The organism is Blautia sp. HCP3S3_G3, from assembly GCF_052063365.1.
Classification (GTDB): Bacteria; Bacillota; Clostridia; order Lachnospirales; family Lachnospiraceae; genus Blautia_A.
The window spans coordinates 1-1,341 of record NZ_JBQHXR010000060.1; the positions used below are offsets into that span (position 1 = coordinate 1).

At 39.7% G+C, this 1,341-nt stretch carries 2 protein-coding genes; both read right to left on the bottom strand.

Going from position 1 to position 1,341, the window contains the following annotated elements:
- Positions 1 to 76 precede the first annotated feature (76 nt).
- Positions 77 to 964: an IS3 family transposase gene (locus tag ACTNEW_RS16225; protein WP_441062847.1), complete on the bottom strand. Its 888-nt coding sequence runs from the start codon at positions 962 to 964 to the stop codon at positions 77 to 79.
- Positions 961 to 1,245, bottom strand: coding sequence for a transposase (locus tag ACTNEW_RS16230; RefSeq protein WP_009245215.1), 285 nt, complete (start codon positions 1,243 to 1,245; stop codon positions 961 to 963). Before ACTNEW_RS16230 ends, ACTNEW_RS16225 begins: the two co-directional genes overlap by 4 nt.
- Positions 1,246 to 1,341: the final 96 nt, after the last annotated feature.

The window sequence follows — 1,341 nt, forward strand, 5'->3', positions numbered from 1 at the left end:
TGGTCCTATGTCAAGATTTAGTACAAGTTAAAATGAGGTTTTCCTCATCTTAACTTGCCATCAGCAATTCGTCTTTCTAGATTCTACGATACAGTTCTTCATAATCATTTGGAGACATATAGTCACAATGGCTATGAATACGTTTTGTATTGTAGAATGCTTCCAGATATTCGAAGACCAATCGGTACGCATGATCATAATCGCGGATTTTGAAGCGGTTCAGCCATTCACGTTTGATCAATGAATGGAATGATTCAATACATGCGTTGTCCCAAGGATAAGCTTTTTTCGAATAGCTACACTGTATACCGGCAGTTATCCTCTTGTATTCTTTGGATACATACTGGCTGCCACGATCGGAATGCAGAATCAATGGTTCTTCGATTTTACGTCTTGCTTTAGCTTTATTTATTGTTTCAATCACGCAGGATACTTCCAGTGTTTTAGAAAGTGTCCAGGCAATGATTTTTCTGGAATATAAATCCATAATACTGGTTAGATAAACAAATCCGTCTATCGTCCAGATATATGTGATATCAGAACACCAGACAGCATTTGGGCGTTCCGGATTAAACTGTTCATCAAGGATATTTTGCAATTCGCTACTGAAGTCAGAATCTTTTGTGGTAATAGTCCATGGTTTTACCCATTGTGCTTTGATTCCCATTTGCCTCATGTATTTACCAACTGTACGTTCAGAGATTATTTCCCCTGATTTTCGCAGTTCTTTGGTAATCTTTGGGGCACCGTAATTCTGTTTTGATTCATCATAAATATCCTTGATTTTGGCTTTTACCGTTTCACGACGCTGTTCAGCGTTTGAAGGAACATGTTTTAGCCATGCACGGTAACCAGAACGGGAAACGCCGAGATATTTCAACATTCCGGAGACAGAAACCCGGCGTCCAGCCTTATGGGCAGTTTCTGCCTTCTCAGCAACTTCGAGATAAATGGCTTCCGTCATTTTCCCAGAATGTTGATTGCTTTTTTTAGTACATCAAGAGCGTCCTGTGCATCACGAAGTTCACGTTTTAATCGTGCGATTTCTTTTGCTTCATCAGAAGCATAATTACCGGAACCACGGCATTCGATATCACCTGTCTCACGTAGCTCCTTTTGCCAGCGTGATAATGTTTGTTGACTGATTCCTAAATTTGATGCACAGCCCTGCAGTCCTAAGTCTCTGTGATCATGATAATACTGGACTGCATCCAGTTTAAACTGTTTGTCATAGTGCTTTGCCATAATGAGATCCTCCTTCAGTGCGGTACCTACATTGTACCATGAAATATTAGATTAGGAATTCTCATTTTGACTTGTACTATTTATATTCTAGCACCA